At 63.7% G+C, this 21,285-nt stretch carries 23 protein-coding genes, 2 tRNA genes and 1 pseudogene; 10 read left to right on the top strand and 16 right to left on the bottom strand.

Annotation, left to right across the window (positions count from 1 at the left end):
- The first annotated feature begins 22 nt into the window (after positions 1–22).
- From ilvA to ACODNH_RS09490, 5 genes are all read left to right on the top strand, one after another.
- Positions 23–1,234 (top strand): threonine ammonia-lyase, encoded by a 1,212-nt coding sequence (gene ilvA, locus ACODNH_RS09510; RefSeq protein WP_306709680.1) that lies wholly within the window; start codon positions 23–25, stop codon positions 1,232–1,234.
- A gap of 253 nt (positions 1,235–1,487) precedes the next feature.
- Positions 1,488–1,697, top strand: a complete 210-nt coding sequence (locus ACODNH_RS09505; protein ID WP_004590543.1) for a DUF1328 family protein — start codon at positions 1,488–1,490, stop codon at positions 1,695–1,697.
- Positions 1,698–1,796: 99 nt separating this feature from the next.
- The gene (locus ACODNH_RS09500) at positions 1,797–2,000 is read left to right on the top strand and encodes a hypothetical protein (protein ID WP_306709678.1); all 204 of its coding nucleotides are present in this window, start codon (positions 1,797–1,799) and stop codon (positions 1,998–2,000) included.
- Positions 2,001–2,029: 29 nt separating this feature from the next.
- Positions 2,030–2,111, top strand: a tRNA-Ser gene (locus ACODNH_RS09495).
- Positions 2,112–2,460: 349 nt separating this feature from the next.
- Positions 2,461–3,939 carry a transporter gene (locus ACODNH_RS09490; protein ID WP_306709676.1) on the top strand — a complete coding sequence of 493 codons (1,479 nt, stop codon included), beginning with the start codon at positions 2,461–2,463 and terminating at the stop codon, positions 3,937–3,939.
- 33 nt (positions 3,940–3,972) lie between these two features.
- Here the strand turns inward: ACODNH_RS09490 and ACODNH_RS09485 are convergent, their stop codons facing one another.
- Both ACODNH_RS09485 and ACODNH_RS09480 read right to left on the bottom strand, forming a co-directional pair.
- Positions 3,973–4,344 carry a VOC family protein gene (locus ACODNH_RS09485; RefSeq protein ID WP_306709674.1) on the bottom strand — a complete coding sequence of 124 codons (372 nt, stop codon included), beginning with the start codon at positions 4,342–4,344 and terminating at the stop codon, positions 3,973–3,975.
- Positions 4,345–4,403: 59 nt separating this feature from the next.
- The gene (locus tag ACODNH_RS09480; RefSeq protein ID WP_306709672.1) at positions 4,404–5,282 is read right to left on the bottom strand and encodes a PhzF family phenazine biosynthesis protein; all 879 of its coding nucleotides are present in this window, start codon (positions 5,280–5,282) and stop codon (positions 4,404–4,406) included.
- Between the two features lie 108 nt (positions 5,283–5,390).
- On the opposite strand from ACODNH_RS09480, the gene ACODNH_RS09475 reads away from it, so the two are divergent.
- The gene (locus tag ACODNH_RS09475; RefSeq protein ID WP_373567959.1) at positions 5,391–6,002 is read left to right on the top strand and encodes a DJ-1/PfpI family protein; all 612 of its coding nucleotides are present in this window, start codon (positions 5,391–5,393) and stop codon (positions 6,000–6,002) included.
- A gap of 9 nt (positions 6,003–6,011) precedes the next feature.
- Here ACODNH_RS09475 and ACODNH_RS09470 read toward each other — a convergent pair whose 3' ends face one another.
- The gene (locus ACODNH_RS09470; RefSeq protein WP_306709667.1) at positions 6,012–7,085 is read right to left on the bottom strand and encodes a Gfo/Idh/MocA family protein; all 1,074 of its coding nucleotides are present in this window, start codon (positions 7,083–7,085) and stop codon (positions 6,012–6,014) included.
- Positions 7,086–7,127: 42 nt separating this feature from the next.
- Complete coding sequence (gene rnz, locus ACODNH_RS09465; protein ID WP_306709665.1) at positions 7,128–8,063, bottom strand: ribonuclease Z; 936 nt, start codon at positions 8,061–8,063, stop codon at positions 7,128–7,130.
- A gap of 379 nt (positions 8,064–8,442) precedes the next feature.
- Here rnz and ACODNH_RS09460 point away from each other — a divergent pair, with 379 nt between their 5' ends.
- The 3 genes from ACODNH_RS09460 to ACODNH_RS09450 all read left to right on the top strand — a co-directional run bounded on the left by ACODNH_RS09460 (position 8,443) and on the right by ACODNH_RS09450 (position 11,142).
- A complete protein-coding gene (locus ACODNH_RS09460) occupies positions 8,443–9,558 on the top strand; it encodes a hypothetical protein (protein ID WP_434531286.1) in 1,116 nt (371 codons plus the stop codon).
- Between the two features lie 57 nt (positions 9,559–9,615).
- Positions 9,616–10,281 carry a potassium channel family protein gene (locus tag ACODNH_RS09455; protein WP_306709661.1) on the top strand — a complete coding sequence of 222 codons (666 nt, stop codon included), beginning with the start codon at positions 9,616–9,618 and terminating at the stop codon, positions 10,279–10,281.
- Positions 10,282–10,665: 384 nt separating this feature from the next.
- A complete protein-coding gene (locus ACODNH_RS09450) occupies positions 10,666–11,142 on the top strand; it encodes a DUF7384 family protein (RefSeq protein WP_306709659.1) in 477 nt (158 codons plus the stop codon).
- Between the two features lie 16 nt (positions 11,143–11,158).
- Here the strand turns inward: ACODNH_RS09450 and ACODNH_RS09445 are convergent, their stop codons facing one another.
- The 10 genes and pseudogenes from ACODNH_RS09445 to ACODNH_RS09400 form a co-directional block, all read right to left on the bottom strand.
- On the bottom strand, positions 11,159–12,862 hold the full coding sequence (locus tag ACODNH_RS09445; protein WP_434531285.1) for a methyl-accepting chemotaxis protein: 1,704 nt from the start codon (positions 12,860–12,862) through the stop codon (positions 11,159–11,161).
- Positions 12,863–12,994: 132 nt separating this feature from the next.
- The gene (locus ACODNH_RS09440) at positions 12,995–13,792 is read right to left on the bottom strand and encodes an SDR family NAD(P)-dependent oxidoreductase (protein WP_434531284.1); all 798 of its coding nucleotides are present in this window, start codon (positions 13,790–13,792) and stop codon (positions 12,995–12,997) included.
- Positions 13,782–13,904, bottom strand: a complete 123-nt coding sequence (locus tag ACODNH_RS09435; RefSeq protein WP_306709653.1) for a hypothetical protein — start codon at positions 13,902–13,904, stop codon at positions 13,782–13,784. The genes ACODNH_RS09440 and ACODNH_RS09435 overlap by 11 nt, the downstream gene beginning before the upstream one ends.
- Positions 13,894–14,565 (bottom strand): non-canonical purine NTP pyrophosphatase, encoded by a 672-nt coding sequence (locus ACODNH_RS09430; RefSeq protein WP_434531283.1) that lies wholly within the window; start codon positions 14,563–14,565, stop codon positions 13,894–13,896. The genes ACODNH_RS09435 and ACODNH_RS09430 overlap by 11 nt, the downstream gene beginning before the upstream one ends.
- 114 nt (positions 14,566–14,679) lie before the next feature.
- Positions 14,680–14,955 (bottom strand): DUF5808 domain-containing protein, encoded by a 276-nt coding sequence (locus tag ACODNH_RS09425; RefSeq protein ID WP_004590574.1) that lies wholly within the window; start codon positions 14,953–14,955, stop codon positions 14,680–14,682.
- 198 nt (positions 14,956–15,153) lie between these two features.
- On the bottom strand, positions 15,154–16,815 hold the full coding sequence (locus ACODNH_RS09420) for a bifunctional N(6)-L-threonylcarbamoyladenine synthase/serine/threonine protein kinase (protein WP_306709648.1): 1,662 nt from the start codon (positions 16,813–16,815) through the stop codon (positions 15,154–15,156).
- A gap of 9 nt (positions 16,816–16,824) precedes the next feature.
- Positions 16,825–16,959 carry a 30S ribosomal protein S27ae gene (locus tag ACODNH_RS09415; protein WP_004590578.1) on the bottom strand — a complete coding sequence of 45 codons (135 nt, stop codon included), beginning with the start codon at positions 16,957–16,959 and terminating at the stop codon, positions 16,825–16,827.
- Positions 16,960–17,268, bottom strand: coding sequence for a 30S ribosomal protein S24e (locus ACODNH_RS09410; protein WP_004516108.1), 309 nt, complete (start codon positions 17,266–17,268; stop codon positions 16,960–16,962).
- A 185-nt stretch (positions 17,269–17,453) separates the two neighbouring features.
- Positions 17,454–18,460, bottom strand: a pseudogene (locus ACODNH_RS09405) (AAA family ATPase).
- Between the two features lie 151 nt (positions 18,461–18,611).
- Positions 18,612–18,682 (bottom strand) — tRNA-Gly (locus tag ACODNH_RS09400).
- A 207-nt stretch (positions 18,683–18,889) separates the two neighbouring features.
- Here ACODNH_RS09400 and ACODNH_RS09395 point away from each other — a divergent pair.
- Entirely contained in the window at positions 18,890–19,723 is an 834-nt protein-coding gene (locus ACODNH_RS09395; RefSeq protein ID WP_434531282.1) for an NAD+ synthase, read from the top strand.
- 22 nt (positions 19,724–19,745) lie between these two features.
- Here the strand turns inward: ACODNH_RS09395 and ACODNH_RS09390 are convergent, their stop codons facing one another.
- Positions 19,746–20,516 carry a DUF3105 domain-containing protein gene (locus ACODNH_RS09390; protein ID WP_434531281.1) on the bottom strand — a complete coding sequence of 257 codons (771 nt, stop codon included), beginning with the start codon at positions 20,514–20,516 and terminating at the stop codon, positions 19,746–19,748.
- A gap of 38 nt (positions 20,517–20,554) precedes the next feature.
- Positions 20,555–21,229, bottom strand: a complete 675-nt coding sequence (locus ACODNH_RS09385; protein ID WP_306709636.1) for an enoyl-CoA hydratase/isomerase family protein — start codon at positions 21,227–21,229, stop codon at positions 20,555–20,557.
- Between the last annotated feature and the right edge of the window lie 56 nt (positions 21,230–21,285).

Genomic DNA, 21,285 nt, shown 5'->3' with positions numbered 1-21,285 from the left:
GGTCCGGTGAATAGCCACTCGCATGCTCTCATTTGAGGATGTCCTCGCGGCACAGGACACCGTCTCCGAGACGGCCAGACACACACCGCTTGATTACTCGCACACGTTTTCCGCGATGACGGGCGCGGATATCCATCTCAAACTCGAACTGTTCCAGCGCACGGGGTCGTTCAAAATACGGGGTGCGACCAACCGTATCGCGTCGCTCTCAGACGCTGAACGGGAGGCTGGTGTCGTCACAGCGAGTGCCGGCAACCACGCTCAGGGGGTCGCGCTGGCCGCCACGCGAATCGGCGTTGATTCGAAGATCGTGATGCCGGAACGAGCCCCGGTTTCGAAAGTGAAGGCGACCCGGAGCTACGGCGGCAACGTGGTCCTCCACGGCCGGGACTACGACGCAGCCGCCGAACACGCCCACGAACTCGAACGCGAGGAGGGCCGAACCTACGTCCACGCCTTCGACGACGAGAAAGTAATGGCGGGACAGGGGACCATCGGACTGGAGATCTACGAGGATCTCCCCGGCGTTGATACGGTCGTCGTTCCTATCGGCGGCGGCGGGCTCATCAGCGGCATCGCCACAGCGCTCAAAGGCAAGGACGAACGCATCCGCGTCATCGGCGTGCAAGCCGAGGGGGCCTCCAGCGTGGCCGAATCCCTGGAGAAGGGCCACCGCATCGAGCGTGATAGTGTCGAGACCATCGCCGACGGCATCGCCACCCGTACTGTCGGCGAGCAGACGTTCGACGTCATCAGCGATCGCGTTGACGAGGTCGTGACGGTGTCAGACTCGGAAATCGCTGTCGCGCTGACGACGCTGTTAGAGCGCTCGAAAACGCTTGCTGAGGGCGCGGGTGCCGTTGCGCTGGCTGCTGTCATGGAGGAGAAGTTCGACTTCGAGGACGACGAGACGATCGTCCCCGCGCTGTGTGGCGGGAATATCGACCTGAACATGTTGACCAACGTCATTATGCGCGGCCTCGTCGAGACCGGTCGCTATCTCAAAATCCGAACCGTCCTTCAGGACCGCCCCGGCGCGCTGGAAGAACTCGTCGAGGTCCTGTCACGCGAGCAGGTCAACATCTACGGCATCGAGCACGACCGGACCAGTCGCGACGTGGCGATGAGTTCGGCCGAGGTCGAACTGGACCTTGAGACCCGCGGCCACGACCACGTCGACGAACTCATCGACGCGCTCACCGACGAAGGGTACGAGGTCGACGTGCTCGTCTGACTGCTCCGCCCGAGACACCAGATGGCCTGCATATGAAGGCCCTGCTGGACCAATAGGGCCTGACCTATCAACGCCCGCGTCATCGCAACCCAACGGGACCGTTTCTGACCGGTTCCACTGCACACTGTCTCGCCCTCGCAAGCACAACACTGGCGCTGCAACGGCCGGAACAGGTGTATATGTCATCACTGGCATCGCTGCACGCTAGTACTGTGCTCCAGATCTCTCGACATCCCCGTAACCGGTGGTCTGGATGGTAGCACTCCCGTTCGCTGCGCCATCGACTGTGACCGTGCCGCTGCAGTCCGGTGGCGGGCTGTTGTACTACGCGGTCGTCTTGGTGATTCTCGCCGTCGTCGCTGGGATTGCCGGGTTCCGTGGCATCGCCGGGCTGAGCTTCCGCGTCGCGAAGTTCCTCATCGTCATCTTCCTCGTGTTGGCGCTCGTCACGCTCCTGCTCTGATTCCGGCGATGTTTTAGTCGCAGCGACCACCATTTTGTGTATGCGATGGTCTGCACGTACAGTACCTGCCGACACAACAGCACGGAGCGGGGAGAGCTGATGGACCCACGAACGAAGGGTAGCCTTCTGTGGGGCGTCGTTGGGACCCTCGCGTTTCTGGTTCTCATCCAGGGCTACGAACTGCTGGCCGGGACGCCGGTGTCGATATCGGCCAAAGCTGGTGTCGCTGTCGCCGTCGGTGTCGGGGCGACGCTCGCCTCATACCGTATGCAACCCCGGCTGTTCGGAAACGAAAGCCCTTAATCGCCCGCCCTCGCACTCTTGAAGTACGTGCCAGGATGGCCGAACGGTAAGGCGCACGCCTGGAAAGCGTGTTCCCTTTCGGGATTCTGGGTTCAAATCCCAGTCCTGGCGTCTTCTGCGACTGACTGCGAGTGAGGAGCGACAGCGACGACCGAGCCAGCAGTCGTGAAACGCTGACAACTGGGATTTGAGCACGGTAGTCGCAGCCCCGGAACGGCCGAACGAAGTGGAGGCCACACGCCCGGAACGTCTACCATCTGTTCAAATCCCTGTCCTGGCGTAGCGAGGTTCGAACGACGTGAGAACCTCGGAAAACGCAAACGGTGAACGAAGTGAACCGTGAGCGGGCGTCTTCTGCGACTGACTGCGAGTGAGGAGCGCCCGCTTCTGGCACATCGGTGCGTCTCTCCCCATCGACCCACCCCACCGTTTTCACGCCCCCAGCACTGATACTTGGTCGATGGTCGAACAGCGCGACGGTGACGAAATAGACCTGCTGGACTCCTCGATTCGGACGACCAGTGGAGCGTTGCTCTCGACGACGCTGTTCGTTCTCAGCGGCATCGTCTACGCATTCGTCACGTCGCCCGGGGCGACCGGCACGTATTTTTTCATCAGCATCTCGGTCTCGCTCATCCTCCGCCCGATTCGGGGCATCAGCCAGACGCTGCAGAAGGTCGGCAGCGAACGGGGCGAAGCCGTCGGCCCGTACCTCGGACTGGCACTGCTATTCGCCCTCGGCTATCTCCTCATCGCCGGTGTGGCCGTGGCTGCGCTGGCCGGTGTCATCGTCCGCAATACGGTGGTGTCACCGGGACTGCTCGCCCCTGTCGGACTGTACGCCCTCGCGGTCGCGCTGTCGATGATTGTGACGAGTTTAGTCGGTGCCATCGGCTATCCGAGCGTGGAAACATGGCTTACCAGTACGCAGAGCGCTATCCAACTCGTCATCTTGCTGGCGCTGGCCTCGACACTGGCGACCGCTGGCGATTTGCTGCTCGTTGTCGCTGGGGTTCGGCTGGCAGTGCTCGTCCCCGTTGCCGTCGCGTTGGGCGTTGTCCCGACGTTGCCGGGCCGACACGCCGCCGAACGCGCGTGGCACTTCGCCAAGTGGAGTGTCCCGGACCAGGTCTTCGACCGCCTGTCGTACAATATGCCGGTGTACGTGCTGGGCATCGTCGCGACCCCGGCGGCCGTCGGCATCTACGAGGCCGCCGACCGGTTCGCCGACTTCGGCGCGACGATTTCTTGGCGGCTCTCCTCCCCGCTGCTCACGAAGGTCAGTGGGGATTCCTCCGCTGGCGATATGCAGCTCGCATATCTCGACGGCGCGGTCACCGGCGGGACGGGTGTCACCTTCGTTGTCTTCGGCTACTTGCTGGCCGCCCACGACGTGGTCGCGCGGATCGCCTTCGCCGGTTCGGAGACCGTCTTCTCGGCGACCGTCCTGCTCGTCGGTGGCGTGAACATCCTTCGGGGTTTCTGGACGCTCACCTCACACGCCATCGAGGGTGTCGGGAAACCGAGCGTGAGCTTTCGCACGAAGCTCTACGGACTGGTGTTCAGCGTTCCAGTCCCAGCGATATTTGGTGCGGAGTTCGGAGCGGTCGCCGGGGCCGCCGGATACGCCGTGATGAATCTGGTCATCTTCGGGTACGTCCTCTACTACTCCCGGTCTGTCTTCGGACGGATTCCGATCGAACCCAGGGTGGCGGCAGCCCTCACCGTCGGCCTCGGCGTCTCGTTCGCACTCACGACCGGAACGGTCGCCGGCCTCACCCGTGCCGGCCTCTCCCCGATTGTCGTTGCTAGCCTGGCCGCCGCGACGTGTCTCGTCGGCTTCGGCGGCTTCCTTGTCGCCGTGTCCACACCGGCCCGACTCGTCGCCGCCCGGACGGCAACGCTGTGGCGCAGTCGCGCTCGCTCCCTGTTCGGGTGACCATCACCTGCTCGTTCCTACGGATGCCGTTACTCAGAGCCAGCGGTAGAACTCCAGCGTGTACCCTTCGGGGTCCTCGACGAAGGCGGCGAAGGCATCGGCAGCATCAATCTGTGTCGGTTCGAGCACCGGCGCAGCGCCGGCGTTGATGGCTGTCTCGAAGGTTTCCTCAACATCATCAACGGTGAACGCGATGTGGTCCACGTCGGCGCGGTTCGGCGCGACCGGGGTGGTCCGGTCGGGGTCGTGGCGCAGTTGCAGATCACCGTCGCCGTCCCGGCCGAGGTAGACGTTATCGACGCCGTCGAGCGTGAAGCGGTTGGTCTCCTCGAAGCCCAGCGCGTCGTAGAATGCCATCGCTCGGTCGAGGTCCGAAACGCAGATCGCGGTGTGTGCAAGGTCCATGCCGCGGCGTTATGGACGGGGCGAAATGAGTGTGCCGGTAACCCAGCTATCGCGGCCGCTTACAGCAGGTCGCCGCGAGCGACGGGAACGACGCTGCCGCCGACCCGGACGCTGATATCCTCGCCGCTACCGTCAGTGGAGAGATGCAATAGCGACGGTCGCCCCATCTCGTAGCCCTGCTCGACACGGGCCTCGACGGCAGGGCTGCCGAGCATCTCGTGGCGGGCGAGATACGCGGCCAGGCAGCCGTTCGAGGAGCCTGTCGCGGGGTCCTCCAGGACGTTGTAGAACGGCGCGAACACGCGGACGGCGAGATCGTTGTCGTCGCTTCGGGGCTCTCGGCAGACGGCGAGTACGTTCTTTGCCTCTCGGTCGCCGGTCACGGCGTCGTAGGCGTCCCGGTCCAGGTCGATGGCTTCCAGCGCCTCGCGGTCGGCCACCGGGACGACAATCGTCGCCAGCCCCGTGGAGACGATTTCGACTGGCCAGTCGTGGTCCAGTCGGTCAGCCGGCAGACCGAGCACGGCGGCGAGGTCCTCGTGGGCCAACTGCTCGCCGAACTCGGGGGCCTGTTGCGTCATCCACAGGGTTTCGCGCCCGTCGCGCTCTCGCACTTCGACCGGGACTTCACCGACGGGCAAGTCCAGCGTCACTGTTTCGGGGTTCCCGTCGGCCAGGTGGTCCCGGATGACTTGTGCCGTTCCGAGGGTCGGGTGGCCGGCGAAGGGTATCTCGGCGGCGGGAGTGAAGATGCGGACCGGCCACGCACCGTCGGTCGGCTCGCCAGTAACGAACGTCGTCTCGGAGTAGTTCATCTCGGCGGCGATGGCCTGCATTTCGTCCTCGTGGAGGTCGCCGGCGTCGGTCACGACGGCGAGTTGGTTCCCGGCGTATCGCTCCTGTGCGAACACGTCGACGATGTGAAACGGGTGGGACATACCTATTCGCTCGGCGTCGCTCCCAAAGAACACTCCGAATACCTGTCAGGTGGTACCGAGTCCCTCGAAGCCACCGGGCTATTTCTCGCTGTCAGCCGTGTTATGGGCATGGACACTGTTGCAATCGCCTGTTTCGACGGGTTCGACGAACTGGACGCCATCGGGCCCTACGAGGTGTTCGAGAACGCGGCGCGCTTTGGCGCATCGTGGGATGTGACGCTTCGCTCGGTGAGCGAGTCGGACACGGTCACTGCGAGCCACGGACTCCGGGTCGAACCCGACGGCCCGCTCGCCGACGTGACCCCAGACCTGCTTGTCGTGGCCGGCGGCGGGTGGAACGACCGAAGCGAGGCCGGCGTCTGGACGGAGACCGAACGCGGGGACCTGCCCGACGCTGTCGCAGCGGCACACGACCGGGGTACGACTGTCGCCGGCGTCTGTACCGGCGGGATGGTTCTCTCCCGGGCCGGCTTGCTCAAGGGTCGACCCGCAGTGACACATGGCGGCGCAATCGAGGACCTGCGAGCGACCGATGCGACGGTGGTTGACGCCCGGGTCGTCGACGACGGCGATGTTCTAACCTGTGGCGGTGTCACGTCCGGGCTAGACCTCGCCGTCCACCTCGTCGAACGCGAGTGGGGCGCGGATGTGGCCGAAACTGTCTGTGATGAGATGGAGTACGAGCCCCGCGGTGACGTGTTCCGGGGTGAATCGGCGTAGCGCCTGAAATCAGGCGTTCGCGCGGGCGTCGTCGAGCAGCGCCTGCACGTCAACGGCCTCGCCGGTCTCGCTGCTCTCGATGGCGGCGAAGACGATGGCCATCGACTGGAGGACGCTGTCGACGTTCGTCGGCATCGGCTCGCCGCCGTCGATCCAGTCACAGAACTGCTCGATGAGCCAGGCGTTCTTCCAGTGGGGCCGTTCGGCCAGCGGCACCGTCTTGCCGTCGCCCTTGCCGATGCTCTCGAAGTTTCCGGTGTCGTACGCGTCGGCATGGAACCGCTCGACATCGCGGCGGTCGAGGAGGACCGTCTGATCCGAACACTCGGCGCGGAACTGTTCGTGTCCCCAGCCGTTCAGCGTCGTCGCGTTGGCGTAACTGCCCTCGTACTGGGCGCGGGTCCCGTCGGCGAAGTGTAGCGTCACGAGGCCGCTGCAGTCACCGTCGTAGTCTGCTTCCTCCGGCGTCCACGTCTCGGCGTACACCCGCTCGCAGGGCGAATCGGCCAGCGACGCGAGGATATCGAGGTGGTGAATTGCGCCGTCGAGCAGGAGCATATTGTCCATCTCGTAGACGTAGTCGGCGTAGAAGCCGCGCTCGCGGACGTTGCCCGTGTACCGGGCCGTCAGATAATCGATGTCGCCGGCTTCCTCGACGGCCCGGCGGAACGTCGTCTTGTCCCGGTCGAACCGGTGGCTCATCGTGACGCCCATCTTCTTGCCGGCTTCCTCGACCTTCTCGGCGACACGGACCGACGCTTCCAGTGTATCAGCAATTGGCTTCTCCGAGATGATATGCAGGTCGTGGGCGAGTGCCGTCTCCACGACGGCCTCGTGGGTCGACGGCGGTGTCACGATAGAACAGATATCGGCCGGCCGCTCCGAGAGCGCGGTTTCGAGGTCGGTGTAGCACTCCTCGGGCGACAGTCCGAGTTCCCGCTCGGCCAGTTCGTGTCGTTCCGGGTCGGTATCGACCGCGGCGACGACCTCGATTCGGTCGTCGTGAACGTTCGGCGGAATCGCGTCTGTTGCCCAGGTGGACCCCTGGCCCCCCAGACCGACGTGGACTAATCTGTGTGTCATGGCTTCGTTATCGCTTCGAGGAATAAATGCTGCACTATCTCATCAGTACTCGTCCGCGTCCGGGAACTCGACGCGGCGCTCCATCCCGTCTTCGGCGAGCACGACCTCGCCGTCGAACGCGTCCTGGGCTTCGTCGACTAGCTCGTCGGCGCTCGCGGCGTAGCGCGTCGAAATATGGGTCAGCGCCAGCGTTGACGCGCCGGCCTGTCGCGCCACGTCGGCGGCTTCCCGGGCGGTTGAGTGCGCCGTCGCCTTCGCTCGCTCTTTCCGGTCCTCGGCGAAGGTAGCGTCGTGGACGAGCAGGTCCGCGTCCTCACTCGCCTCGATGACGTTCTCCGTCGGCAGCGTATCGCCGGTGTAGACGAATCGCCGGCCGGGGCGGGCCGGACCGACGACAGCCTCTGGTTGGATAGTCTCACCTTCGTGTTCGACGGCCTCACCGCGGTGGAGCTTGGAGTACTTCGGCCCCGGCGGGATGCCGAACTCCTCCTCGGCTTTCTCCCTGTCGAACTTCCCTTTCCGGTCGTCCTCGTCGAGGACATACCCAACGCTAGCACAGCGATGGGCCGTCTCAATTGCCCGAATCTCGTACTCCGACCGATCGAGGACTACGTCGCCGGCCGACACTTCGTTGATGCGGACGGGAAACGAAGGCGTCGTCCCGTTGGCCTGAATGAGCTGTTTGATGTTCCCGCGCGTGCCCGCCGGTGCGTGGATGGCGATGGGGCGCTCGCGCTCGTTGAAATCCCACGTCTGGAGCAGCCCCGGAATCCCGAGGACGTGGTCGCCGTGGAGATGCGTGACGAACAGGTGGTCGATAGCGAAGCCGGTGCCAAAGCGCATCATCTGTCGCTGTGTGCCCTCGCCGCAGTCGAAGAGGAGGTAATCGCCGTCGCGGTTGACGAAGATGCTGCTCGTGTTGCGCTGGGTCGTCGGCACGGCCCCACTCGTCCCGAGAAACGTCACGCGCATGGTCATCGCATCCTCTACTGTCGACGGGTAAACCGGTGTCGAAAGGGCGGCGCCACGGGTGTGGTAGCACCCTTCGCCCGATGCGGTCGGGTCGCTGGGACGGGCGTATGTGTATCCAGTGGTGACACAGCTATTCGCACTGACCGACACCAACGGCCGCTTTCCGCCTTCTCAGACCATCTTGCCTCCTCTCTGTCAAGAGCTTAATCACCAGCAAAACAATTTAATACTGGGTAAGTGTCGGTCAGTCTTACTTTCCCGATCCGGCGGTAACAGGGGGCTGACTTAGCAGGTGGTTATATTCTATTGAACTGTCTCGCCGGTTTATGTGTTACTCACCCGTCGAATCGTTCGCATTGTCGTCCGATCATTCCAGAACCAAATTATGATAAACACTCGCACACTCGCCGTTTTCGCTGCGCTACTCGTCGTCGGCGGCCTCACCGCACAGGTCGGGGCTGTACCGGGCGTGACAGCGCAACAGGAATCGCCGTTGGAACAGGCAGGGAACACAGGAGTCACCGTCGACTCCCTGACCGCACCGCAGAGCGTCGCCCCGAACTCGACTGCTGACGTGGCTGCGACGGTCACGAACAACGAGAACACCTCGGTGACTGAATCCGTGGCGTTCCGGTTCGATGGAGCTGTTGTCGACCGGACGCTGGTCACGCTTGCGCCCAACGAGAGCGCAACCGTCCAGTTCTCCGCGGACACGACGGACATCGAACCTGGGGACTACCGCCACGGTGTCTTCACCAGCGATGATGGGCAGGTCGCTCCCGTTACCGTCTCCGATTCGTTCACGCTGGATAGCCTCGACGCGCCGACGAACGTCACTGCCGGTGACAACGTCACCGTCAACGCGACCGTCACCAACCCGAACGGCTTCAACACGACACAAACCGTCGAGTTCCGACTGGGTGGCCAGCCGCTCGCCTCTGAGTCCGTGACCCTTGACGCGAACGAATCCACGGACGTGACGTTCACAGTCGACACGACTGATATCGAGCTGGATACGTACACCCACAGCGTCTTCACGCGCGATGACGGTGCGTTCGCCGAGATTACCATCGAGTCTGCTATCGATGTACCTGAAGAGCCGACCGAAAACGAGACCGAAGAGCCGGCAGAGAACGAGACTGAAGAGCCGCCAGCGAACGAGACTGAAGAGCCGCCAGCGAACGAGACCGAGGAACCGCCAGCGAACGAAACTGAAGAACCACCGGTTAACGAAACCGAAGAGCCGGCAGAGAACGAAACTGAAGAGCCGCCCGCGAACGAGACTGAGGAACCACCAGCAGACGAAACCGAGGAGCCACCAGCGAACGAGACCGGGGAGCCGACCGCGGACGAGACCGAGGAACCACCAGTAGACGAAACCGAAGAGCCGCCCGAAAACGAGACGGAAGAACCGCCAGTGAACGAGACCGAAGAGCAGTCAACGGACGAGACTGACGAAACGGACAACGCGACTGAAGAAAACGCGACGACAGAAGCCTAACCCGCACCACCCTGTCACCCGTTCACATTTTTAATGGTGGCCGTCGTACCGTAGTCCATGAAGTTCGTTATCGTTGGCTATGGCCGCGTCGGCATCCGGACCGCACGGATTCTGCAGAGCGAGGGTCACGAAGTCGTTATCGTCGATAACGACCCTGTGAAGTTCGAACGGGCCACGGAAACCGGATTCGAGACAATCCAGGGTGACGGCAACGAGGAGAGCGTCCTTGTCGATGCCGGCATCGAAAGTGCGGACGCTATCGGTGGTCTCACGGGCGATCTGAACACGAATTTCACCGCCTGTATGATCGGCAAGGAGTTCGGCTGTCGGACCGTCCTGCGGATCGACGCCGACTACCGCGAGGAAATCTACGAGAAGTACGCCGCTGACGTGGACGAGATAATCTACCCCGAGCGACTCGGCGCGGCCGGCGCGAAGACGGCACTACTGGGCGGTGACTTCAACGTCCTCGCTGACCTGACCGAACAACTCTCGGTCGCCAGTATCCGCATTCCCGACGGTTCCCCGTTCATCGGGAAACGGGTTGTTGAGGTGGACCTTCCCGGCGACGCGCACATCTACGCACACGGCACGGACCACGAACCCATGACGATTCCGCTCCCACAGACCGAAATCGAACCCGGCGACAGTGTCGCGATCATGGCTGATCCCGGCGGGCTGGACGACATTCGAGCGACGCTCCGGGGCGACGCGTCTGCCTGAGATTCCGGGATGCCATCCCGCGTCGTCGTAGTCTCTTTTAAATCGACAGCACCCGCCGTCTTCGACGAAGGCCGGGGGGAGTAGAATATGAAAGGGAGGATCGCGGTGTCCGGGCGCGCCTGGGGAGGATAGGATGGCACGCAGTGTCACCGACATCCACTGGAGCCGTGGAAGCGCGCCCGTACCGGTGGAATGCTATCGGTAAGCATAAATGCCCGTCAGACAAGCGACAGACAGACGACAGACGGCACGGATTTTTGCCTGTTCAGCCACTGCCTCCTGCTATGACTTGGGCGACGCTGTTCGAACGTGCGGCGGACCACCAGACCACGGTTGAGGGTGTCTGTGCGGCCCTCGAAGAGCACCGTGCGGAGGACAACGGCGATGCATGAGCCGTCGCCGGCGCGTGTCGTCGCTGATGCCGATGTCCTCGCCGCCGACTTACTGTGTGGGCCAGAGAGCGATGCACGTGCTGCTATCGACCACATCCGCCGGCATTCGTGGGTCACGCTTGTCGCGAGTGACCACCTATTAGACGATGCCAGCGCTGTTATCGCGGACCTCGCCGATGAGGACCTGGCAACTGCCTGGCGGGCACGGATCGAGTCCGACTGTGACATCGTGGATCACCCGGCCAGCGACCATCCTGCGCTGGCCTCGGCCTACCGGGGTGGCGCACAGCACTTGCTTTCATATGCGGACGACCTGCGCAGCGCTCGGACCAGCGCGTCACTCAACCGTCATATGTCTCTGAGTGTCAGACCGCCGGACGCCTTCGCTCGCCTGTTCGACCCGGAGTCACTGTACCCCGTCGTCGAAGATGGCGAGTATCCCGGCCCAGACTTGGACCCACGTGCGTAGCAAGTGATTTTGCTGCTTAGTCGTCAGCCGTCGTTACCGTGGTTGCGGAGACCGACCCTGATGGCCCAGTAGCGCCCTCATCGATGTCGAACACCGCAAGCACCTCACGCAGGTCATCGGTCTGGGCTGCCATCTCCTGTACTTCGGTGGTCACTTCGGTAATCGTCGCTGTCTGCTCCTCGGTGGCGGCGGCAACGGCCTCTGACTCCTCGTTGGTCTGTTCGCTCACTGCCGCGACCTCGTCGACCATATCGACGACCTCCTGCGTGGTCTCTGCCTGTTCGGCGGTGGCGCCCGATATCTCCTGAATCGAGGCGTTAACTTCGCCGAGCACGTCGACGATATCCTCGAAGTCCCGGAGCGCCGACTCGATGGTCGCAACACTATCTGTCACCTGCTGGTTTGTCGCTTCCACGTCGCTGACGGTTTCGCCGGCCTCGTTCTGGACCGCTTCGATGCGGTCCGACACGTCCGTCGCGGCGTCGTGGGTCTCCTCTGCGAGTGTTTTCACCTCGTCGGCGACGACGGCGAATCCATCACCGCTTCCGTCCCCACGAGCCGCCTCAATGGAGGCGTTCAGTGCGAGCATGTTGGTCTGCTCGGCGATGTTCGTGATGACCTCGACGATGTCGTCGATCTCGCTGATCTGGTCGACCAGACTTTCGACCGCGACGGCGATGTCGTCGATACGAGCTTCCATCTCGTCGAGTTCGTCGATCGCCTGCTCGGCGTCCGCACGTCCCTCGCGGCCACGCCGTGTCGCCTTCTCGGCAGTGTCGGCTGCGTTTTCCGCGGTCGCGGCGATCTCTTCGACGGTGGCAGATAGTGTGTTCATCTCGGATGCGACGTCGTCGTGGCGCGACGCCTGCTGGCTGGCTCCAGCCGAAATCTCCTGCACCGACCGGGAGATCTCGTCGCTCGCGTCGTCTATCTCCTTGACGCTCCGGGTGACGTGATCGCTCGTCTCGTCGACGTCCTCTGCGAACGTGGCGACGGTTGCGACCGTCTCTCCCAGCGTCGTCACGAGGTCGTTGTAGTTCTTGACGACGGCGTCGAACTGCTCGTCGTCGGCCGCGAAGTCATCGTCGATAGTGGCCGTCAGGTCCCCGTCTTTCGCTTGTTCGGCAGCGTCACCGAATGCGACGACGAGATTGTTGAGCGCCTGGGAGCGCCGTTCGAGGTCGCTGGTCATCGTCTGGAGTTCGGTCGTGTAATCGTCCATACTGGCAGCCATCTGCTCCAGTGACTGACCGAAAGCTCCGGGCACGTCCTCATCGAGAATATCAGCGTCGAACTCCTGCCGGGAGAGCGCGTCGGCCTGCTCGGACACTGTCAGCAAATAGGATTGCATCGAGCGAAACGACGAGAGCAATTCGGCAACCTCGTCGTCACGCTCGCTCTCGGGCAGTTCTACATCGAGCTCGCCAGAGGCGATATGGTCCGCACCTGCGGCCATCGCTGTAATTGGCTCGACGAAATCCTCGCGGGTGATGAACACCGTGTTGGCGAACGCAACGATAGCGCCAGCGAGCAATACGCCAGTGACGACGAACCTGACGGTCCCGGTAGCGACAAGCGAGACAACTGCCAGTGCGACCGAGGCGACAAACTGCAACCCGACGGCCGCGAGCACCTTCCGTTCGACTGAACCGGAGACGCCAAAAACATCAAGCGATCCACGTATCACCGCTTTGTATTGTCTGACGGGGTCTGTGAGCATACGCACCTTTTTTTTACAGTGTATAATAAGGTTCGAGTCTAATTCTCGGAGATTGAAAAGGGGTTAGTGGCCAAAAAACAGTTTGGAGACGATATGGATGCTGTAATCAAGAGCAGTTTCGGAACTGATTCTCTATCTGTCCCGATTGACCAGCGCTGCAACGCGCCGGACGACCCAGCGGGGTGTCACCCGTACCAGTCGGTCGACAAGCCGCATCGACCGCTGTGGAATGACGACTGTCTCGCCAGCGGCGGCCCCTTCGTAGGCTGCCGATGCGACTGCTTCGGGCGTATTCGAGGCGACGTACCCGACCGTCGAATCCTCCATCCCGGCTCGTTCCTGAAACTCGGTGTCGACCGGGCCGGGACAGACCACCGTCACGTCGACTGGTGTCCCCCGAAACTCCTCGGCGAGCGCCTCGCTGAAGCTGTTGATGTACGCCTTGCTCGCGTAGTAGCCGGCGAGGTTCGGCCCCGGCTGGAACCCGGCGACTGACCCCATGTTGATAACCGCGCCACCGTCGTCGAACTCGTCGATGAACAGCCGCGTCAGCTCGACGGGGAGCATGACGTTCAGCCGCAGTTGCGTTCGCTCCGCGTCGAGGTCGCTTTCGGCGAACGGTCCGTAGGTCCCCACGCCGACGTTGTTGACGAGGACATCGATGTCCAGACCGCGCTCGGTCACCTCCTCGTACAGATCCTCGGCGGCCGTCGCATGGTCGAGATCCATTGCGACGGGCGTCGCCGTGATTCTCCTCGTTTCGAGGTCGTCGGCCAACCGCTCCAGTTTCCCCTCGCTCCGGGCGACCAGCACTACGTCGTGTCCGCGTGCGGCGAACTCGCGTGCCAACGCTTCGCCGATGCCCGCTGACGCACCGGTTATCAAGGCGGTGCCACCGGTCCCGACGACCGGTACGTCGCTACCGCTCACCGTACCACTCCGCGACCGTTGTCGCTTCGGGTTCCAGCACCGTCGGCCCCCCGTCGCTGGAACTTCCGAGGGATGCACTGCATCTCTCGACGGACGGTTCGCTACCGCTCACCGTACCACTCCGCGAACTTCGCCAGCGCCCGCCCGCGATGAGAAATCGCGTTCTTCTGCTCGGTGCTCATCTCCGCGAACGTCGCTCCGTCGTGCTCGAAGATGGGGTCGAAGCCGAACCCACCCTCGCCGCGCGGGGCGACGATGTCGCCGTTCACGCGCCCCTCAAACAGTTTGACCGGCACTGTCTCGCTGCTCTGCGCCGCGCTCCCGTCGTGAACCTGCTCGTCCGTCGTTGCCGCACCGCGGTCGTCGGCTGACAGGTCCTGTCCGCGCCGGTCCTCGCGGTCGATACCGTCCGGATCCGGCGTCGCCTCGAAGCCCTCGCCGTCACAGTAGGCGATGACCGTTTTGAACGCCGCACCGCGGTCGTCCTCCAGCTCGGTCATGCGCCAGACGCGATCAACGCCGACGGTGTCCTCGACGTACGAGGAGTAGGGGCCGGGGAACCCATCGAAGGCGTCGATGAATAGTCCCGCGTCATCGACGATGACTGGCCCGCCAGCCGCCCGATAGGCCGCTCGCGCGCCCTCGGCTGCGACCGTTCTCAGGTCGTCGGCCTGCACTTCCGGGTAGTCGAAGTCGAACTGCTGGACATCGTCGTCGAGATACTCGGTCGCCTCCCGGACCTTCCCGGGGTTGGTCGTGACAAAATTGAGCATACCGGCACACGGCGACCGGCGATAAAAGAGCCGTCGAAACTCCGCGCAGGCGGACTGCTGTAGATTATTTCCGGGCCGTGCCAGGTACGTACCGGACCCTCGCTACACCCCGTCTCAGTCGACGACGACTTCGACCGGTTCGTCCTCGCTCTCGGACTCGAATTCCTCGCTGCTGCCGCCGCGTTCGAGATACAGCATCACGCCAGCGACCGCCAGCACGACCCACGAGCGCCAGTTCGCCAGGTTCAGGGTGTAGCCGATCCCGAATGGCTTTTCGACCAGCATGTCATCGCCTGGCTTCCAATAGGCCGACACCAACCGCTTGAGGCTCGGTCGTTCGAAGTTGTACGGCACGCCGAACAACGTTCCCGACTGGGGTTTTTCTGCCATACTGCGTTCTATTCGGGCCGAGGTTAAACCATTTGTCCACCACCTTTTTGCTGCGAGGGGTGTCCTCGGCCCCGGTGCGGCCTGCGGGTACCCCCGCTTGCAAAAACGTGGGCGAAAAAGGCCGGAATCGCCAGTAGCGATTCCGGGGAACCGGCGGCTTCGCCGCCGGACTCTAACCGCTGCTGCCACCGCACAGCCCTACTGGTACCGACCTCGACCCTCGATATCGTCGAGGCTGGCGAACACCGCGTCGGCGTGGTCGCTCTCAGTCCGGTAGGCGTCTTCAGCGGCCGACAGCAGCGCCTCGGGGTCGTCCGCGGTTCCGGCGAGCGACTGGGCGAGGACGTGGAGGTCCATCGCGTGGTCCTCGGCCTCCTGTGTGTAGTAGCCGAGACCGAAGTCGATGAGGAACGTCCGGTTGGCCTGGTCGTTGTGGCTACCCACTCGGACGTTCCGCGTCGTCGGGTCGCCGTGGACGAAGCCGGCGTCGTGGATGCGAGCGAGCCAGCGGCCAACGTCCGCGACACGCGCCTCGGACAGCCCTTCGCGGAGATCCATGTCGCCCACGCGCTGGAAGACAATGCGCGACTCTTGAGGGTCCACATCTCGGACCAGCGGCGTCGGGACGCCGTGTCGGCGCGCCTCGCTGGTGAGCCGGGTTTCCTGCCGGGTCCGCTCAATCCTGAGGCGCTCGTCCAGCGTCGGATGGCGATAGCTCCGCGGCACGCGCTCCTTGATAACTCGATCACCGTCGAAGCGGACGGTCGCCTCCGCGCCTTGGACTTCGTTGGCTGCCACCCGATAGCTGTCCACCGATTCCTCGGTCCCGCGCCAGGTGACGGCCACCTCGTCGGGCCGGAAGTTCGAGTCGATTCGGGAATCCTCGATGGCGATGGTGTCGCCGGCCGCGTACATCTTCGCGCCGAGCATCGCTATCATCCCCGCGTTGTCCCGCAGGAAGCGGCTTTCCGGAGCGTAGAATTCTGCCCCGCGTTGCTCGCACATCTCGCCGAGCATCCGCTGGAGGCGGTCGTTCTGGCCGACGCCGCCGCCAAGCACCAGCTCGTCAGCGCCGGTCAGCGACAGCGCCCGCTCGGAGACTTCCGTCAGCATCGCGAAGATGGTCTCCTCCATCCCGCGACAGACATCGTCTATCGGGACCCCGTCGTCGACGGCCTGCTTGGCGGCGCTCATAATGCCCGAGAAGGAGAAGTCCATCCCCTTGACGACGTAGGGCAGTTCGTGGTACTCGCCGTCCCGGGCGTGCTGTTCGACCTTCGGTCCGCCGGGATGGGACCAGTCGATATGGCGCGTGAACTTGTCGATGGCGTTGCCAACGCCGGTGTCCATCGTTTCGCCCAGCACGCGGTACCGGCCGTTCCGGTAGCCCAGAATGTGGGCGTTCGCGCCGGAGGCGTTCAGACACACCGGGGAATCGAAGCCCGAGCGATGGCGGCCCACTTCGAGGTGGGCGACCATGTGGTTCACGCCGACCAGCGGCACGTCGAAGCGCTGGGCGACCGCCCGAGCGGCTGTGGCGACGATTCGCAAGCAGGGTCCCAGTCCAGGGCCACGAGCGAAGGCGACGGCGTCGATTGGTGCACCGGTTTCGCCGCTCCCGTCCACCCCGCCAGCAGTCGCTCGCTCGTGTGCGTGCTTGATGGCCGTCTCGACGACGGTCGGGATGGCTTCGCCCATATGCTCGGCGGCCTCGCGCGGGTGGATGCCGCCGCTGTCTGGCGCGTACGCGTCAGTTTCGATGAAAACGTGGTCGTCGTTGGTTACCTGCGCTGGGTCCGGCGTCTCAAACACCGAAGCACTGGCTGCCCAGGCAGTACCTTCGATACCCAGAATACGCATCGGGCGGCCTTACTTCCACTCGGTGTAGCCGCACTTGCCGCAGTGCTGGCGGTCCTCGTGCTCGGCGAGGACGGTGTCACCGCACCGAGGACAGGTCTCACGGTCGAGTTCGCCGTCGTCGCTGTAGTACTCGTTGTGTGGCATCTATGCTTCCTCCGCTTCCTCTTCGCCGTCAGCGACGATCTTGTTGCGTTCGAGCATGTGGTCCTGCTCGACGTCGCGGGCGTACTCGGGGTTGTCGTAGACCTTCGCGTAGCCGACCGTCTTCCGCATCCCGAACTTGGTGTCGAGCTTGTGGATGACGACTTCTTCGGCGTCCTTGTTCAGCGTGGCCGCAAGAGAGTCGCGGACAGAGAGACGGGAAGGGGTGGCTTCGTCGTGGACGACCTCGAACCGGACGTCCGTGCGGTGCAACATGGGATTCTCGTCTTCTTCGATGATGTCGATATCCATGGTTCGTTGTCCGTATCTACCCGCCGAAGCGCGTAAAAGGATTTCGAAGCGGCTGACGCCGTCTCCGTCCGCGATTCCGTGTGGCCGCGCCGTGCCGTGGTTCGGTGATGGAACGAGAACGTGCTGTAGCGCTTAGCTGTGTCCGGTACAACACTGCCAGAGCGATAGCGGCTGGACGCCGGCCCTTACTGCCCGCCCAGCTGTGTGAGGAGGTGTGAGAGATGGATTCGCTCGTTTGCCGCGTCGACGAGCGCCATATCCGTCTCGCCGGCCATCGTGTGGATTTCGGCCAGCCGGTCCCCGGAGTAGCGTGACCGGGCCACTTCCAGCATGTCATCGAGGATGTCGGACGCACCGTACCCTTCGTCGACGAGCAGGTCATCGAGCGTCGATCGAGCGTCGGTAAAGCGCCCGTCTTCGGCCGCGTCGATCATCTGCTCGACCTGGTCGTCGGCTTCGACGGCGTTCAGCGTCTCGAAGGCGGCGTCCATCGTCACCTCACCCTCGGCTTCAGCGGTAGTCTGGGCGGCCAGTACTGCTGTCCGGAGGTCCCCCTCCGCGTAGCCGGCGACGTACTCGATACCGTCGTCGTCGTGATCGACGCCCTCTGCGGTGACGATATCCTCCAGTACCGAGGCTGTTTCCTCGTGGGTCGGCTCGCGCATCACGACCGGGAAACACCGCGAGCGAATCGGCGGGATAACAGCCGAGGGCTGACGCGTCGCGATGACGAACTGCGTCGCTTCGTAGTACTGCTCCATCACCCGACGCAGTGCCTGCTGGAAGTCCTCGCGCATCCCTTCGGCGTTGTCCAGCAGAATGGTCTTGTAGCTGCCTGACACCGGCGAGTAGCTCGCGGACTCCTTGAGCACGTGGTTGATGAGGTCGGCCTTCGAGGACTCGCGCCGTCGCTTGCTGTCGATGAACGACGCGAACCGCGGGTCGTTCGCGACCTCTTTTTTGTCATGCCGAACACATCGGCCATGTTGAGTTCGGTAAAGTCCGCGTCGGGATTCTCGTGGACCTCCCGGGCAAAGGCCCGGACAGCGGCCGTCTTCCCGCTTCCTTTCGGCCCGTGGACCAGGAGATTCATCGGCTCCTCGATGGCTCCCTGCAGGTGCTCGCGAGCCTTTGGCTGGCGGATATCCGACAACTCCGGGGCGTGTGTCTCCGTCCACAGCGGCGCGTCCATCTGTTGGCTCTGGATATGCCCGGCCCCAACAAGTATCCCGCGGTCCGCGGGTTGTGTCGCTCACAGTGGCAAACGACAGAAGGGAGTGCGCCGGCCGGGAGTGAGCGAACCACTGGTTCGCGAACATCGGGCGGCGAATGAATGCAAGGAATGCGCCGGCCGGGAATTGAACCCGGGCTATTGCCTTGGGAAGGCAATGTCCTACCACTGGACCACCGGCGCTCGTTGCAGTCGGCGCCGAGGCTCGCGGTTCCTGCGGAACCGCTCACCACCGGCGCGTTGTGGTAGACTGCAGGTCAGTCGGACCTGCGAACCCCGTACCGAACTGTCAACAGTGACTGCACTTGAACGTAGCGTTTTGACTGGACGCGTGTCCGAAAATATCACGTCGATAGATGGGTATTAGTTCCGTCCGTCCAACTAGAAGACATGGCAACGGCCGAATCCATTGTCCGTGCCGATGAGCCGCTGAACCTGACGTTCTCCGAGGCTGAGTTGGAGGCGCACCGCGACCATATCACCTCGTTCATCGAGGCACAGGTCGACGCCGCCGGTGTCGACACCGTGGCGATGGGGCTCTCGGGCGGCATCGACAGCACGCTCGTCTCGCATCTGGCCGTCGAAGCGCTTGGCCGTGACGCCGTTCACGGACTCGTAATGCCCAGCGAGGTCAACCGTGCTGACAACATGAGCGACGCCGAGCGGGTGGCAAACGACCTGCTTGGGATTGAGTACGACGTCATCGCGATCAATCCGCTGGTCGACGCGTTCCTCGACGCCTACCCCGACGCCGAGGGCGACCAGCTCGCCGTCGGCAACCTCCGGGTTCGCTGTCGGGCGGTGCTGAACTATCTCGTCGGCAACCACGAGCAGGCGCTGGTTCTGGGCACCGGGAACCGGAGCGAGGCGCTGGTCGGCTACTACACGAAGTACGGCGACGGTGCGGTCGACTGCCATCCCATCGCGGCGCTGTACAAGCAACAGGTCCGGCAGCTGGCGAAACACGTCGGCGTTCCCGATGACCTTGCGGAGAAGACCGCCAGCGCCGAGATGTGGGCCGGTCAGACCGACGCCGACGAGATGGGGATGGACTACGACACACTTGACTCCATCCTTGCTCTGCACATCGACGGTGGTGTTCCGGCGGCCGCGACAGCCGACCGGCTCGGTGTCCCGATCGATGTCGTCGAGACTGTTCGCGAGATGTACGAATCGAGCGCCCACAAGCGAGCGATGCCGCCGGGTCCGGACCCGCTGTACTGATCCTTTCCCCTCGTTTTAGCCGCTAGCGAACCGGGTTCTCCGGGCCGCGACCCAGATACTCCGAGAGGAATGCGTGGATCGTTTCGGCGTCGTAGCTGTCCATCGTTAGTTCGTGCTGCCATGCCGTCACAACGTAGGTCGCTCGTGGGTCGTCGTTGGGGTTCGGGACGGCGACGACGCTCCGCCAAGTGCCGGTATGGACACTGGAGAATTCTCGAAGGCTCTGTCTGGCTGCAGGCGAGACCTCGTCGGGGTCGTAGTAGACGATAACCGCGCCGTGTTCGAGCGTGTGGACGAGCGAGCCAAGCAGTGGTGTCGCCTCGTAAAAGCCTGCCTCCTCCGCTGAGGCGTAATGTGTCCCAGAGAGCGGCGGGAACCGCTGGTAGTCGATCGCACTCCCGTCTTCGACGTGGTTGTTCCCCCGGTTCGGGAACTGTTCGACACCGGCCAGTCGGTCACTGTCGCCGGTGTCGTCCAGTGACGACGCTTCGACCCCAGTGGCTTCGACTGCCGAAAGCGGCTGTGCGCCCGCTGTCCCAATGAGGTCTGCGTCGCTGCCGCCGTCGCCACCGCTCAACTGAGTCACGTACACTGTGAGCCCGATAGCAAACACCACGACAACGCCGATAACAATCGGCCCGACCGAGAGGGCATTCCCCGCCTCATCACCGGTGTGCTCCTCGACGCGCCGTCGGTCAATCGCACCCAGCTCGCCGTCGTGGGTCTCGGCGAGGTGGTCGAGATAGGCGTCGTCACCGTCGAACGATTCCGCGCAGTACTCACAGTCGACCATTGGCGGTCCGTATGCGAGGCGTCGTCTTGTACCCTTTCCTACTCAGGCTTCGCGTTGAGGTCGGCGAAGGCCTGTTGTTCGCGGCGCTCCTGTGTTTCCCTGTCCGCATCGTCTCGCATCCGTGCCTTCAGCACTCGAAGCGCGTCCGCATCGACAGCCGCCACCTCTTCAGCGACAGCCCGAGGCTCCGTAGCCACCCGCGAGACCAGCCCCATCTGTAGCGCCGTCTCGGCGTCGAGCGTTCGGCCGGAGAGCGCGATGTCGAGCGCATCGCCGGTCCCGACGATGTCGGGGAGCCGCGCTGTCCCGCCCCACGCACCAAAGAGGCCGAGTTTGACCCCTGTTTCCGCCAGCGTCGTGTCTGGCGTCGCGACACGGATATCACAGGCCAGCGCCAGTTCGACGCCGCCGCCCCGTGCTGCGCCGTCGATACCGGCGACGACCGCTCCGTCGTAGGATTCGAGCGTCCGGGCGACCCGCTGACCCAGCGCTGCGAACGCCTCAGCGCTCTCTGAATCGAGAGCCTTGACCTCGTCCAGGTCCGCGCCGGCACAGAACGCCTCGCCAGCGCCGTGGAGATACAGCACTGGCTCGGTCGCTGACTCGACTGCCGCTTCGAGGTCACGCAGCGCCGTGCTGGTCAGCGCATTACGCTGGTCGGGCCGGTCGAGCGTCAGGGTCCGGATATCATCGCCGCTCGTGGTCTGTACCATGGCTGCTGTGACTCTGCGGTTTCCAAAGGTCTTTGCCCTTCCCGTCGCTAGACCCT

This window comes from Haloarcula sp. NS06 (assembly GCF_051122755.1).
Taxonomy (GTDB): domain Archaea; phylum Halobacteriota; class Halobacteria; order Halobacteriales; family Haloarculaceae; genus Haloarcula.
The sequence above is the reverse complement of the archived record's forward strand: the minus strand, read 5'-3'. Positions and strand labels throughout refer to the sequence as shown.